Below are 13405 nucleotides of genomic sequence, written 5' to 3'. Positions count from 1 at the left end.
AAAACCCGGGCTTCTCCAAGGGGGAGAGCCCGGGTTTTCCCGTGGTGGGAGCGTTGGCCGGTGCGTCAGAGCGCGCCGCCGGCGACCGGGGGCATCCCCGAGTCGGCGCCGCCGTCCCCGACGGATTCGCGGTGCAGGTGGTTCTCCACCTCGAACAGGTTGCCGTTCGCGCGCTTGACGATGTTGAGCAGCGTGGACATCTGGGAGATCTCCTCGACCTGCTCCTTGAGGAACCACTGCGTGAACTGCTCGCCGATGTAGTCCTCTTCGGCGCGGGCGGCCTTGGCCAGCTGCTGGATGTCGGTCGCGACGTCCTTCTCCTGCTGCAGCGCGAGCTCGATCAGTTCACGGACGTCGGAGAAGTCGTTGCGCACGTCGCCGGTGCCGGGGATCTCCACATGGTGGTCGGTGTCCAGCATGTACTGGACCAGCGCCATCGCGTGGTTCCGCTCCTCGACGGACTGCTTGTAGAAGTGCTTCGCGAGCTGTGGCAGGTCCTCGGCGTCGAACCAGACCGCCAGCGCGATGTACTGCTGGGAGGCGTTGAACTCGTTGTGGATCTGCGCCTGCAGCAGTTCGTAGAACTTCGAGCGCGGTTGCTTCTTCTTGGTGAGGGCCATGTGTTCGACGATACGTCATCCGCATATTCGATTTCCACTTTTCTCTGGTGATGTACCCCCTATTAGGTTAGTATTCCCAATACTAGGTTCACCTCAATTAAGTAAGCCTTCCCTAATCAATTGAAATCGATTAGGGAAGGCTTACTTAATTTCTCTGTCAGATGCTTTCGCGCCGGATGGGGCACGACATGCAACGCGGCCCGCCGCGGCCGGAGCCCAGCTCGGAGCCGGTGATGGCCAGTACCTCGATACCGGCTTCCGCCAAGCGCGCGTTGGTTTCCACATTACGTTCGTACCCGACGACCACGCCGGGCGCGAGGGCGAGGGTGTTGTTTCCGTCGTCCCATTGCTCGCGTTCGGCGGTGACCGGATCGAGGCCGGTGTCGATGACCCGGAGCCGGTCGATTCCCATTGCTTCGGCGGCCGCGGTGAGGAATGGGGCCGGGCCTTCCACCTTCACGGAACCGTCGCCGGTGGGCCGCATCGTGAACGCGGTCAGTGAATCGCGGGAAAGCGGATACATGACGACGGCGTCGGCGTCGACCATCGTGCAGACGGTGTCCAGATGCATGGTCGCGCGGGTCTGCTGGATGGGGACGGCGAGCACGGTGTGCGCGATCCCGTCGGCGAACACCGACCGCGCCAGCGACTCCGCGCCCGCCGCCGTCGTCCGCTCGCCGACGCCGATGGCCAGCACACCCGGCGAGAGCAGCATGACGTCGCCGCCCTCGATCGGTGCCGAATGCGCGCCGTACGCGCGGGACGCGTGGCGGAACCACGGGTGGTAGGCGTAGATGAGGTCCAGCACCGCGGTCTCGCGGACCCTGGCGGGCATGGTCAGCGAGGAGACCGCGACCCGGTCGCCGATCCACGCCGACGAGTCACGGGTGAACAGCAGGTTCGGCAGCGGATCGACGGCGAAGTCGTTCGGGTGGTTCATCAGCCGGACCAGCGAGGCGCCCTCGGCGGCGGGCAGTTCCTCGAAGGTCATACCCGCCATCAGGACCTCGGCCAGTGTCGCCGGGGTGACGCTCGACAGATGGGAGCGGAGCGAATCGGCGAGGTCGGGCCCCAGCCGCCGCTCGTCGACGGCCGCGTGCACGCCCGCCGCGTGGGCGCGGGTGTCCGCGAGCGCCGTGCGCAGCGCGTCGGCCAGCAGCAGCACCTCGACGCCGCGGCCGCGCAGCACCTCGGCGAACGCGTCGTGCTCCTCCTGCGCGCGGTCCACCCAGGGGATGGAATCGAACAGGAGCTGGTCGTTGTTGCGAGGCGTGAGCCTTTTGAGCTCGTTGCCGGGCCTGTGCAGCAGCACCGCACGCAGGGGGCCGACTTCGCTGTCAACTCGGGGTGGAGTCGTCTCGTCAATCACGGTTTCACACTAGCTAGGGAAGCCAGGAAACTCGCCCTTTGAGCAGCGCGTATCCGACGAAGGAAACGAAATCCAGCGCGGTGTGCGCGGCGATCAGCGGCCACAGCCGGTTCGTCTTCTGCCACAGCCTGCCGAACACCAGGCCCATCACGACATTGCCGACGAAACCGCCGAAACCTTGATACAGGTGATACGACCCGCGAAGCACCGAAGACGCGACCAGCGAGGTGTTCTCGCGCCAGCCGAGCTGCCGCAGCCTGGTCAGCAGGTACGCGACGACGAGCACTTCTTCGGCGAACGCGTTGCCGAAGGCCGACAACGTCAGCGTGATCGGACGCCACCACGTCTCGCTCAAAGTGGACGGTTGCACCGACAGGCTGAACCCGAGGCCGTAGGACAGGAAGTACAGCCCCAGCCCCGGAATCCCGATCGCCGCGGCGAGCAGCAGCCCGTGGGCGACATCGCGGCCCGGCCGCTGTTTGTCGAGGCCGATCTCCGCGAGCTTCATCCCGCCGCGCCACAACAGGTACAGCCCGAGCGCGCCCCAGCCGACCAGCTGGCCGGCGCTCAGCAGCTGCTTGAGCAGGTCGACCAGGCTCAGTGTCGCCTGGGGAACGTTCAGCTGGGCCTGTTGCTGCGCCAGCGGCACCGGCTGCAGCAGCGAGTCCACAAGGGACAGCAGACTGCGCAGCCCGGACAGGCCGAGGGTGATGCCGAAGACGACGGCCAGTTCGATGACGATCGCGCGGCGGCGCGCCGGATCTTCCACGAATTCCGGCAGCGCCGGGCGTTCGGGACGCAGCCAGCTCATCGGCCGCACGTTACCGTCGGGTCATGCCAAGGAGCATCGCGACCAACGAAACTCCTCGACCGCGCCGCGCTCGTCGACTTCCTGTCCACCCGTCACCGCGCCATCCTGATGACCACCAAGGCCGACGGCGGCTCCCAGCTTTCCCCGGTGACCTGCGGTGTCGACGCCGAAGGTCGGCTGGTCATCTCCACGTACCCGAAGCGCGCGAAGGTCGTCAACATCCGGCGCGAGCCGAAGGTGTCCGCCTGCGTCCTCTCCGACGAGTGGAACGACCGGTGGGTCCAGCTGAACGGCACCGCCGAGGTGCTCGACCTGCCCGATTCGATCGAGCCGCTGGTCGACTACTTCCGCGCGATCTCCGGTGAGCACCCCGACTGGGACGAGTACCGCGAAGCGATGGTCAAGCAGGGCAAGAGCATCATCCGCGTCACCATCGAGTCGTGGGGTCCGATTGCCAAGGGCGGTTTCCCGGCAGAGCTGGCCTAACCCTGCGGAAAGTACGGGCAGCCGACGAGACGGCGGATCTCGCCGCTCAGCTGCTGCGGACCTTCGACCGGACGCGAGAACGCGAGCCGGACGTCGTGGTCGCCGGAGTCGGCCTCGACCCGCAGCCGCAGCCCGTAGCGGTCCAGCCCGAGCGGCCGGATCCACCCGCCGCGCAGTTCGGCGGGCACGTGTTTGGCGAGCTGCTGGACGACGTCGGCGTGGTCGGTCTCCAGATGCCGCAGCCAGTCGGCCTCGTAGTCGTGGAACGGATCCGGCGGCGCGGCGCTGAACATGTGCGGCCGGAGCGAATGCGTGCCCTCGGCGTCGGCGAGGACCAGTGACGCCGGGGTCAGCCGCAGCAGCGTCAGGCCGTGCCCGACGTCCAGGAGCCGCTCGTCCGGCCGGGTCTCGGCGATCGAGACCGCGCGGGCCCGCGCCGAAACCTCGGAGAGCGGGCGGAGCCAGCCCGTGATCCACAGCAGCCCGCGGATGGGTTCCCGCAGGTCGACCGGCGCCTGATCGGTCAGTTCGACCATCACCGCGAGCTCGCCGCGCTGGGCCTCGTGCGCGCGTTTCACCAGGTGGTGCTCGTCCGGCAGCAGGATGCTGACGCTGCCGCTCGTGTGCACGTGGTGCAGTTCGGGGATGACACGGCCGTACTGTCCTGGCTGGTCACGCTGCTCCGCGGTCGGCATCAGCGTCGCCGGCCCGTTGCGGGTCGCGATCGTCTTCGCGCGTTCGGCGGGGTTCGGCGCCGGCGGGCGGCGGATGGACGTCGGTGTGGTCACGGCTCACCTCCTGGTTAGGTGAGCCTAACCTGATCTGGCCACCGAGTGGAAGTAGCCTGGATCACGTCTCACCGCATCCGTATACGTTGACCAGGTGGAAACCCACGGAATCCGGGTGCTCGAACCACCCGAAGGGATTCCGGCGACGAACATGCCGGTCCTGGTGGACCTGCTCGACCGCAACACCGTCACCGCCGGGACGATGGCCATCGCGACCGGACTGCTCGTGGCGCTGGGCGTCGTGCTCGCGGTGTCCGGGGGACACGGGATCGCCGCGCCCCTGGCCCTTCTGGTCTTCATGACACCGTCTTCGGTGTACTTCGGCTACTCCGCCCTTGCCGGATCCTCCTCGATGCGGAAGCTCACCGGCAAGCCGTTCCGCCTGGTGAACGGGCTGGACGGCGCCGTCGTCGCCGGTGCACGGGTGAGCGTTCCCCTGGACGGGCGGTGGCTCGTCGTGCGGTTACCCGCTCCGCTCCGGGCGCAACTCGCGGCCCAGCGACGGCTCTGGGTGCTCGGCCCGTTCGTCGTGCTGCCCGGTGTCGTCGTCCCGCGCCGCGGTGCGTTCCGCGACACCGCGGTGAAGGGCTCGATCCCGTTCGCCGCGGAGCCGGTGTCGCCGGGCCGGATGCTCGCGACCCAGCGGCGTTTTCTCGCGGCGTACTACTTCATCACTGTTGTGATGCTGCTCGTCGCGAGCGCGTTCGGCTTCTGGACGGCGGTCGACTATCCGCGGCGGGACAGCGTCGTGGTGAAGGTGACGTGGTTCTTCGGCTACGGCTGCGCGGTGGGCGCCCTCGGGCTCGCGATCGTCGCGGTGATGCTGCTCAGGAAGCTGCCCGAGCCGCGGTGGACCGAACTCGCCGTCGTGCCCGGGCCTGCCTCGGTCAACCAGTTCGGCATGGTCACCGTGAAGGGCAGGACCGTCCTGCCCGACGGACGCGAGGTCGGCGTCACCGCCGGTGGTTCGGATCCGTCGCTGGCCGCGAACATCGCCGCGACCGGACGGCTGTGGGTGCTCGGCGTGCCCGCGGCCGGGAAGACGGCGAAGGCCGGAGTGCCCGGTCACGCGGTTTTCGGACCGGTCCGATTCGGCCGGTGACGTCAGCCGAGCGAGCGCCGGGTCGCCTCCTCGGTCTCCACGACACCTCGCCGGATCCCTTCCAGTTGTTCGCTCAGCTCGCCGATGGTCGTCGTGTCGAGCAGCGAATCCCCGGTGGCGGCGGACAATTCGGCCGCCCTGGCGACCAGGCCGTCGAGTCCGAGCGCGCCGGATCGCAGCTGTGCCAGCAGTTTCCGCTGCGCGCTCGAAAGTCGCGCGTGCACGTCCTCCTGTGCTTGCACGGCTTCGAGCGACTGGGTCAGGTCGCCGCGGATGTCGTCGTCGGCGGTCTTCAAATCCTTCCGCAGCCTGGCTTTTTCGGCCGACACCGCGCCGAGGTCCACGCGCGCCAGCGCCTTCCCGGTGGCGGACGTGCGGGCGGCCAGGCGCCGGAGGGTGTCGACGGTTTCCCGCACCACCGGTTCCATGTCGGCCACCCGGCCGGCGAGCGGTCCGGTGTCGAGCGAAGCGGAAATCGACCGGAACCCGTCGGCCGCGGCCTCCGCGCGCCGCAGCCAATCCGCCTCCGGGGAACCGGGCTTGACGTCGGGGAATGGCCGTTCTTCGGGCTCTGGCAAGGGTTTCGGCCGCGTGGCGGCGGCGACTCCGGCGCGGGCGGCCAGCACGGTCACGCCGACGCCGAGCGCGGCGAGCACCGGCAGCTGCACGGCCCAGGCCGCCCCCGCCGACGTCGCCGCGAGGAGCAGTCCCCACGGCTCACCGAGTTCACGGACGAAACGCATAACCGAGGATCTCAGAAATTCGAGATCACGGCGGTGAAGACCTGGTCGATCGAGTCCGGTTCGGACGAGTCGTACCCGACCCCCTGGGTGGTCTCGGCGATCTCCTTGAGCACGTCCAGATCGGCGTCGGACCCGTACGCGATGGTGAACAGCCGCACCGCTTCGCCGCCGCCCTCGGCCCGCAGCCGTCCGACGAGGTTCGGCAGATCGATACCGCCGGGATCCTCGTTCCGGCCGTCGGTGAGCACGACGACCGCGTTGATCGCGTTCGGATCCAGCCGCTGCTTCATGAACTCGTACGCGGCGAGCGACGAATCGTAGAGCCCCGTGCCGTTCTGCGGGGTCAGCCCGTTCAGCCGCGACGCCAGCTCCTGCCTGCCCGGTTCACCGCCGATCGGCGACACCGGCCGCAGCTCCACGAAGTCCTTGCCGCCGTCGAGTTTCGTCGAGAACATCCACAGCCCGACCTTGTCCGCGTCGCTGAACTGCGGCAACGACGCCACGGCCGCCTGTTTCGCGAGATCCATCTTGTTCTTCCCGGTCCCGCCGACGCCGTCGCCCATCGACCCGGAGACGTCGACGACCAGCAGCACGTTCGCCTTCTTCCGCAGGTCCTTCCACGACTTCAGCACCTCGGTCAGCACCGGCGGGCTCGGCGGGCGGATGAGGTTGAGCTTCGAATCCGGCTCGGCGCCGTTCTCCTTCGTGGTCTGCGAACCGGGCTTGCCGTCGAACGTGCGGAAGCCGATGTCACTGAACTTCTGCTGCGCTTCGGCGCCGCGCAGATGCGCGAGGAAGTCCGCCGCGACCTGCTTGTGGAGATCGTCGGCCCAGTTCAGCACGGTGAACGGGTGATCGGAGTTGAGCGTGCCGTCGCTCGGATAGATCCCCACGAGCGGCACCTTCGGCGGCGCGTGCTGCCCGCGTTTCGCCGGGTCGTTGGTGGGATTGCCCTGGTTGTAGCCGACGAGCGAGTTCTCCTCGACCGTGACCGCCGAGATGTACGACATCGCGGCGCCGCGGTCGTCGGCCTTCTGCAGGTTCGTCAGGAACGTCAGCGTGTTGTCGCCGTAGTGGACGATGGCCTGCTCGACGTTCTGCACGAACGTCCGCGCCTCCGGCTTCGCGAGCGCGTTCGCGGTGAGGTCGGAAGACGTGCCCGTCGCCGCGTAGTAGGCGCCGATGGTGGCGTTGAGGCCGGAGGTCGAGATGTTCGGATTCGTCTTGCCCAGCCGGAACTTCCCCCATTCCGGGTGGCCGTATTTCGCCCAGCCCTGCGGATCCGTGGCCAGCGCGGCGAGATCCTTCCAGCCGATGCCCTTGCCCGGCCAGCCGAGCGCCTCGGCCATCGGTTTCGGCATCGCGACGACCAGCGGCGCGTTCGCGACCGATTCCGGGTCGCCCTCGGGCACCAGCGCGGGGTGGTCGGAGCCGGTGAGGTTCTGGCGCAACAGGTTCACCCAGCCCGACGCGGCGGGTGTCCAGACGTCCGGGCGCGGGCCGTCGATCGCCTCGTTCCAGCCGCGGGACAGCGCCTGCATCGCGGTGCCGGACGATTTCGACCGCACGAGCACGTCGACGCAGCGTCCGGCCACCGTGCGGCCGCTGTAGCCCTTGGCGATCTCGGCGACCACGCCCGCCTTCTCCGGCGACGACGACACCTGCAGCTTGACGGCGTCACCGGTGGTGCACTTCGCCTCGACGGCCTCTTCGCCGGAGTCGCTCGTGATCGCGCGCAAACCGATGATCAACCCGATCGCGACCACCGCGGCGGCCACGAACGCCAGCACCTTGCGGCCGCCGCGGGACTGCCCTGGATTCACGACCATGGAGAACCTCCCGGTGAGAAACACCGATTATCCGGAGGTTTCGCCTTGCCAGGCTTGGCGTTGCCGAACCGTTGCGGCCGTGGCGGTACTTATCCCGCCACGTTCCCGCATTTAGTCCTCTGAATGCGTGAGCGCCTGCTCGCGCCGGCCTTCGAATGCCGCATTCAGAGGACTAAATGCATGGGCACTAAGCGCCGGGACCCCGGCCGGACCAGGTCCACGCGTAGCCGGGGTCTTCCGACGCGTCGGCCGCCTCACCGAGGTCCAGCGGCGCGAAGGTGTCCACCATGACCGCGGTCTCGTCGAAGAACTGCGCCCCGATCGACGCTTCCGCCGCCCCGGGCTGCGGCCCGTGCGTGAAGCCGGACGGGTGCAGCGAAAGCGAGCCGACCCCGATCCCGGAGCCCTTGCGCGCCTCGTAGTTCCCGCGCACGTAGAACATCAGCTCGTCCGAGTCGACGTTCGCGTGGTTGTACGGCACCGGGATCGATTCGGGGTGGTAGTCGACCTTGCGCGGGCAGAACGAACAGACCACGAAGTTCGGGCCCTCGAACGTCTGGTGCACGGGCGGCGGCTGGTGCACGCGGCCGGTGATCGGCTCGAAATCGTCGATGTTGAACGCCCACGGGTACAGGCAGCCGTCCCAGCCGACGACGTCGAACGGGTGGGTCGCGTAGGTGTAGCGCGTCAGCCCGGCGCGGTGCCGCACGAGGACCTCGACGTCGGTGCCGTCGACGACCAGCGGCTCGGACGGGCCGCGGATGTCGCGTTCGCAGTACGGCGAGTGCTCCAGGAACTGGCCCTTCGCCGACAGGTACCGCTTCGGCGGGCCGATGTGGCCGCGCGCCTCGATGGTCAGCAGCTTGACCCCGCCGTCGTCGTGCGGGAGCACGCGATAGGTGCACGACGTCGGGATGACGAGATAGTCGCCGTCCCCGACCTCCAGGGAGCCGTAGATCGTCTCGACGGTCGCGCCGCCGCCCTGAACGTAGAACAGTTCGTCGCCCGCGGCGTTGCGGTACAGCGGCGACGGCTTGGTCGCGTGGACGAAGCCGATGGTGACGTCGGCGTTGCCGAACAGCCGCCGCCGGTCGGTGACCGCGTCGGCGTCGCCGAACTTGAGGTCCTGGGTCTTGAACGCGCGGGGCTTGAGCGGGTGGTTCGGGGTGATGGGGCCGCGCTCGTCCTCGATCGCGACCGCGTCGACGATCGCGGTGGGCAGCCCGCGGTGGTACAGCAGCGCCGAGTCCGCCGAGAAGCCCTCGACACCCATCAGTTCCTCGGCGTACAGGCCCCCGTCGGGCTTGCGGAACGCCGTGTGGCGCTTGTGCGGGATCTCGCCTACCTGCCGGTAGTAAGGCATCGGAATCTCCCCGGAACGTGTCCGTTGTGCGAACGATTTTGTCCTGATGTCGTACGCTACTAGCGTGTCAGTCGTGTCAAGCGCTGTGGAACTCACGCCACCCGGCCCCCGAGGAATCCCTCCCCTGTTCGCGCGGCTCGTCGACGACTCGGCGTTGTTCCCGCCCGGCGAGGCGTCCATGCCCGAAGCGCTGCGAGCGCACTTCGTGTCGAGGGCCGGTGAGCACTCCGGCGTCCTCGGTGTGTTCCTGTGCCAGGCGTCGCGGCTGCCCGAGCTCATCACGGAACTCATCAAGATCAAACCCAAGGAACCGCTGCCGCTGTCGCTCATCATCGACACCGGCCTCGGCGGCGTCCCGAAGGCGATCTCGATCGTCGAATCGCGCAGCGAGATCCTCAGTCTGCGCATGGTGGAGATGCCGGCGCCGTCGGACGTCGACGAGGTCTGGCTGGAGCGGGTCTCCGAGTTCGTGCCCGAGGACGTCATCCGCGTGGTCGAGCCGCGGCGCGGCGTCGGCTGGCTGGACGGCGTGCGGAAGGTGATCGAGCACGGCAGCTGGCCGAAGATCCGCTGCGGCGGCAAAGCGGGTGAGAACTTCCCCAGCGTCGACGAGGTCGCGGACTTCCTCGCGGTCGTCAGCGGCTCGACAGGGGCGTCGTTCAAGGCGACGAACAGCCTGCACCGCGCCGTCCGGCACACCGAGGAGTCGAGCGGCTTCACCCACCACGGGTTCCTGAACCTGATCGTGGCGTCCGCGCGCTGCCTTTCGGGCGGTGACGTGCGCGCGGCCCTCGAATCGACCGACGGCGCCGCGCTGGCCGCCGAGGCCAAGGGGATGTCGGACGAGGCGGCGAAGGCCGTTCGCGGGCTCTTCGCCTCGTACGCGGCGGCCTCGTTCGACGAGCCGGTCGCCGACCTCGGGGAACTCGGGTTGCTGTGACTCGTGAAGGGTCGCTGACCCTGGACCGGGGGCTCGCGCTGCTCCAAGCGGTCGCGGACGCCGGTGGCGAGGCGGCGACGATCTCCGAGCTCGCCGTCGCCATCGGCGCGAGCCGGGCCGCCGTCTACCGGCTGCTCGTCCCGCTGTCCGAACGCGGACTGGTGTGGCGTGACGGCAACAAGGTACGGCTGGGGGTCGGCCTGCTCCGGCTCGCCGGACAGGTCCTCCCGCAGCTCCGCGAGGCCGCGAGGCCGGTCCTGCGTGAGCTGGCGGAGAAGGTCGGCGCGACCGCGCACCTGTCGGTCGCGCAGGGAGACCAGGCGCAGGCCGTCGCGGTCGTCGAACCGTCCTGGACGAGCTTCCACGTCGCCTACCGCGTCGGTACCCGGCATCCGCTGTCCGCCGGCGCCGCGGGCAAGGCGATCACGCTGCGTCCCGGCGGCGGCGAGGGCTGGGTCACCTCGTCGGGTGAGCTGGAAGCGGGTGCCTCCGGGGTCGCCGCACCCGTGCGGGGGGTGCCGGGCTTGAAGGCCAGCCTGGGTGTCGTGTCCCTGGAGCCGCTGGACGCGTCCGTGGTGGGTCCGGCGGTCGTGGCGGCCGCCGTCCGGCTGGCCGAGGTGCTGAAACAGCCCGAGTAGCGCTCAGTGTCTGTTGGTGAAACCCGCGTCCGCGATCGACGTCGGCAGGGCGCTGCCTGGTCATCCAGGTCACGATGAAGCGAACAGGGCACCCTGCCACCGCGATAGCCGGGGCCTTCGGCCGGGGCGGGTACGTCTCAGCTCCGCCAACAGGCTCTCAGCGGTGGCTGAGCAGCGGGCGGACCATGGTCGCCAGCAGCGTGAGGTCGACCGCGAACAGCAGCCGCTCGAACAGGCCGAGCGTGACCTCCTGATGCGACGGGCCGGTGAGCATCGTCCAGACGAATCCGCCTAGCACGATCACCACCGCGGCGAAGCTGGCCACCGAAAGCCGCCGGATCGTCGTGCGGCGCGGCTCCCACGGGCATCGTGCCCGGCCGGGGCGGGTCAGCACCCAGGCGGCGGCGGGGAGCGCCAGGAAGGCCGCCAGCGCCGCGTAGTTGTGGATCTGCCCGGCCAGTGACCGGGCCTGGCCCTCGGGGTCGACGGGGACGAGCGCGAGGACGAACAGCCCGGCGCACCACACACCGAGGAGGACGAGGACGGACTCGTAGCCGCGCCGGTGCGCTTTCGCGATCCCGCCGAGCAGGGCGAGCGAGCCGAACCCCAGCGCCAGGCACATCGCGCCGAACAGCGGGGCCGCCGTCGAACCGGGCGAGAGGTAGCCGTAGACGTACTCGGACAGCGTCTGCCAGATCGGGCTGACCTGGCTGGACAGCCTCAGGTGCAGGTCGATCGAGATGGCGACCGCGACGGCCATGCCGAAGACCGCGAGCCTGCCGTGCACAGGGGAAACGGCGAGTGTCTTCGGCGAGGTCACGACCGGTTTCTCCAGGCACGTCGGGGCGGGTGTTCACCTTTTCGTTCCCGAAAGGTTACCCGGCGAACCTGTGAAGACCCCGTGCGCCTCAGAACGCCAGCTGGGCCAGCGCGAACAGCGAGAACCCGGCGAAGACGAATCCCGCCACGCGCTGGATGAGCTTGGGACGGATCCGGCTGCGGACCTTCGCGCCGATGAAGACGGCGAGCCCGGCGACGGCGACAAGCGCGACGAAGGAGCCGAGGGCGACCGCGAACGGGTTGCCGAAGCGAGCCGTGAGGCTGGCTGTCGCGAGCTGGGAGGCGTCGCCCCATTCGGCGGCGAACAGCACGCCGAACGACGTCAGCGCGGAGCGGAAGAAGGTCGCGGGGCTCGGCCCGGAGCGCGACGCGTCCTCTCCGCCGTCCTTGCCGGTACTGAACCCTTCACGAAGGAGCATGAACGCGCCGATTCCGAACATCGCGGCGACGATCACGGTCACCAGTGTCTCCGGCAGCAAAGTGAGCACGCTGCCGAAGGTGGCGGCGATCGCGGATTGCACGGCGAATGCGGCGGTGACCCCGACGAATACCGGCCACGCGCGGAAACGGGTGGTGAGAACCAGGGTGGCGACGAGGGTCTTGTCCGGTAGCTCCACGGCCATTACCAGGCCAAACGCGCTGATCAGCGCCAGCATCGAGCTCGACATGACAGTGCTTCACCCCTTTCACTGCAACGATAAAAGGGTGTTTCAGATAAAGGCAAGCTGATGGCTTTTCCGAATCGCATGGGATGTGCGGGCGAATTGTATTTCATGGCTGGGCTGAATTGAGTTTTCGGCAAACCGAATTCTTTTTTCCGGCTCCGCTGGTAGCGTCCGGGCGCATGGACGAGAGAGCGCGGATCGAAGACGTGTGCAAACGGCTGAAGGAGCACTATGTGTTCCCCGACGTCGCCGAGAAGCTGACGGTGCTCCTGCGGGCGAGGCTGAGTGACGGCGCGTACGCGGGCCTCGACGATCAAGCGTTCGCCGTCGCGGTCACCCAGGACCTGCAGTCGGTCAACGGGGACAAACACCTGCGGCTGCGGCATCACGTCGACCCGTTGCCCGAGGTGGACGGGGAGTCGTTCGATCCCGAGCAGTATCGGCGCGAGGCGGAGCTGAACGGCCATGGCATCGCGTCGGCGCGGCGGCTGGCCGGGAACGTCGGCTACCTGGAGACCAAGCTGCTCTACGGGCCGGATATCGCCGGCGAGGCGCTGGCCGCGGCGATGACGCTGCTCGCGACCACCGACGCGCTGATCGTCGACGTCCGGGAGAACCGGGGCGGGGATCCGATGGCGGTCGCGCTGCTGATCAGCTATCTGGTCGGCGAGCCGACGCATTTCAACAGTATCTATCTGCGCGACGGCGACGTGACCAACCAGTTCTGGACGCTGCCGTACGTACCGGGCCGCAAGTTCGGCGCGGACAAGCCGGTGTGGGTGCTGACCGGGCCGACGACGTTCTCCGGCGCCGAGGATCTGAGCTACTCCTTGCAGCAACTGGGGCGGGCGAAGACGGTGGGCGCGGTCACCGGCGGCGGGGCGAACCCGCGGCGACAGTACAAAGTGGACACCCATTTGGACGTCACCGTCCCGGGTGGACGGGCCGTGAACCCGGTCACGGGGACCAACTGGGAAGGCGTCGGCGTTCAGCCCGACATCGCCGTCGACGTCGAGGCCGCTTTCGACACGGCGTACGCGTTGGCGCTGGAACACGTGCTGACGCTGGGGGATTCGGGTGTGCGGCGGCAGGTCGCCGACGAGGCGAGGCTCACACTCGCCGGCCTCGGCTGACCAGGGCGCGGGACCTACGTCCCGGCGAGATCGGGACCACTTGAACTGGCGGGCTCATCGGGCGTTGAGCAGGCTTGA

At 68.7% G+C, this 13405-nt stretch carries 13 protein-coding genes and 1 pseudogene; 5 read left to right on the top strand and 9 right to left on the bottom strand.

The window, feature by feature from the left end; all coding sequences use genetic code 11:
* Positions 1 to 65: 65 nt before the first annotated feature.
* From AC0685_RS01755 to AC0685_RS01745, 3 genes are all read right to left on the bottom strand, one after another.
* The gene (locus AC0685_RS01755) at positions 66 to 620 is read right to left on the bottom strand and encodes a ferritin (RefSeq protein ID WP_478223804.1); all 555 of its coding nucleotides are present in this window, start codon (positions 618 to 620) and stop codon (positions 66 to 68) included.
* 157 nt (positions 621 to 777) lie between these two features.
* Entirely contained in the window at positions 778 to 1989 is a 1212-nt protein-coding gene (locus AC0685_RS01750; RefSeq protein WP_478223803.1) for an arginine deiminase, read from the bottom strand.
* A 13-nt stretch (positions 1990 to 2002) separates the two neighbouring features.
* Positions 2003 to 2800, bottom strand: a complete 798-nt coding sequence (locus AC0685_RS01745) for a CPBP family intramembrane glutamic endopeptidase (protein WP_478223802.1) — start codon at positions 2798 to 2800, stop codon at positions 2003 to 2005.
* A gap of 23 nt (positions 2801 to 2823) precedes the next feature.
* On the opposite strand from AC0685_RS01745, the pseudogene AC0685_RS01740 reads away from it, so the two are divergent.
* Positions 2824 to 3286, top strand: a pseudogene (locus AC0685_RS01740) (PPOX class F420-dependent oxidoreductase).
* Here AC0685_RS01740 and AC0685_RS01735 read toward each other — a convergent pair.
* The gene (locus AC0685_RS01735; protein WP_478223801.1) at positions 3283 to 4074 is read right to left on the bottom strand and encodes a DUF2470 domain-containing protein; all 792 of its coding nucleotides are present in this window, start codon (positions 4072 to 4074) and stop codon (positions 3283 to 3285) included. The pseudogene AC0685_RS01740 and the gene AC0685_RS01735 overlap by 4 nt on opposite strands.
* Positions 4075 to 4168: 94 nt before the next feature.
* Between AC0685_RS01735 and AC0685_RS01730 the strand changes: the two genes are divergently transcribed.
* The gene (locus tag AC0685_RS01730) at positions 4169 to 5176 is read left to right on the top strand and encodes a hypothetical protein (RefSeq protein WP_478223800.1); all 1008 of its coding nucleotides are present in this window, start codon (positions 4169 to 4171) and stop codon (positions 5174 to 5176) included.
* Between the two features lie 2 nt (positions 5177 to 5178).
* Here the strand turns inward: AC0685_RS01730 and AC0685_RS01725 are convergent, their stop codons facing one another.
* The 3 genes from AC0685_RS01725 to AC0685_RS01715 all read right to left on the bottom strand — a co-directional run bounded on the left by AC0685_RS01725 (position 5179) and on the right by AC0685_RS01715 (position 9111).
* Positions 5179 to 5919 (bottom strand): hypothetical protein, encoded by a 741-nt coding sequence (locus tag AC0685_RS01725; RefSeq protein ID WP_478223799.1) that lies wholly within the window; start codon positions 5917 to 5919, stop codon positions 5179 to 5181.
* Positions 5920 to 5930: 11 nt separating this feature from the next.
* The gene (locus AC0685_RS01720; protein WP_478223798.1) at positions 5931 to 7748 is read right to left on the bottom strand and encodes a substrate-binding and vWA domain-containing protein; all 1818 of its coding nucleotides are present in this window, start codon (positions 7746 to 7748) and stop codon (positions 5931 to 5933) included.
* 187 nt (positions 7749 to 7935) lie between these two features.
* Positions 7936 to 9111, bottom strand: coding sequence for a homogentisate 1,2-dioxygenase domain-containing protein (locus tag AC0685_RS01715; protein WP_478223797.1), 1176 nt, complete (start codon positions 9109 to 9111; stop codon positions 7936 to 7938).
* A gap of 85 nt (positions 9112 to 9196) precedes the next feature.
* Here AC0685_RS01715 and AC0685_RS01710 point away from each other — a divergent pair, with 85 nt between their 5' ends.
* Positions 9197 to 10051 (top strand): hypothetical protein, encoded by an 855-nt coding sequence (locus AC0685_RS01710; RefSeq protein ID WP_478224435.1) that lies wholly within the window; start codon positions 9197 to 9199, stop codon positions 10049 to 10051.
* Positions 10048 to 10689: an IclR family transcriptional regulator gene (locus tag AC0685_RS01705; protein ID WP_340685952.1), complete on the top strand. Its 642-nt coding sequence runs from the start codon at positions 10048 to 10050 to the stop codon at positions 10687 to 10689. Before AC0685_RS01710 ends, AC0685_RS01705 begins: the two co-directional genes overlap by 4 nt.
* A 157-nt stretch (positions 10690 to 10846) precedes the next feature.
* Here AC0685_RS01705 and AC0685_RS01700 read toward each other — a convergent pair whose 3' ends face one another.
* Positions 10847 to 11509, bottom strand: coding sequence for a DUF998 domain-containing protein (locus AC0685_RS01700; RefSeq protein ID WP_478223796.1), 663 nt, complete (start codon positions 11507 to 11509; stop codon positions 10847 to 10849).
* Positions 11510 to 11597: 88 nt separating this feature from the next.
* On the bottom strand, positions 11598 to 12185 hold the full coding sequence (locus tag AC0685_RS01695; RefSeq protein WP_478224434.1) for a TMEM165/GDT1 family protein: 588 nt from the start codon (positions 12183 to 12185) through the stop codon (positions 11598 to 11600).
* A gap of 188 nt (positions 12186 to 12373) precedes the next feature.
* Here AC0685_RS01695 and AC0685_RS01690 point away from each other — a divergent pair, with 188 nt between their 5' ends.
* Positions 12374 to 13327, top strand: a complete 954-nt coding sequence (locus AC0685_RS01690; RefSeq protein ID WP_478223795.1) for a S41 family peptidase — start codon at positions 12374 to 12376, stop codon at positions 13325 to 13327.
* The last annotated feature ends 78 nt before the right edge of the window (positions 13328 to 13405 follow it).

Source organism: Amycolatopsis sp. NPDC043889 (genome assembly GCF_056435645.1).
The sequence above is the reverse complement of the archived record's forward strand: the minus strand, read 5'-3'. Positions and strand labels throughout refer to the sequence as shown.